The 243-nt window shown below is 49.0% G+C and carries 1 rRNA gene; it reads right to left on the bottom strand.

Annotated elements, in window-relative coordinates:
• Positions 1–58: ribosomal RNA gene (gene rrf / locus L6D80_RS30035) — 5S ribosomal RNA — on the bottom strand; the annotation flags it as partial.
• Positions 59–243: the final 185 nt, after the last annotated feature.

Raw genomic sequence — 243 nt, forward strand, 5'->3', positions numbered from 1 at the left:
GTTTCACTACTGAGTTCGGGATGGGATCAGGTGGTTCCAATGCTCTATGGTCGTCAAGAAATTCTGTTGCCAGAATGTCCAGCTGGACAGCCTAGCGAATTCGGATATGCGATATGTGTGATGTTGCGAACTTTCGGTTCGTTTCGTCTTCACCACCGCAATCTGCGCTAGCAAATTGCTTGGGTGTTATATGGTCAAGCCTCACGGGCAATTAGTATTGGTTAGCTCAACGCCTCACAGCGC

The sequence above is a fragment of the Pseudomonas ceruminis genome, assembly GCF_021602025.1.
Lineage (GTDB): Bacteria > Pseudomonadota > Gammaproteobacteria > Pseudomonadales > Pseudomonadaceae > Aquipseudomonas > Aquipseudomonas ceruminis.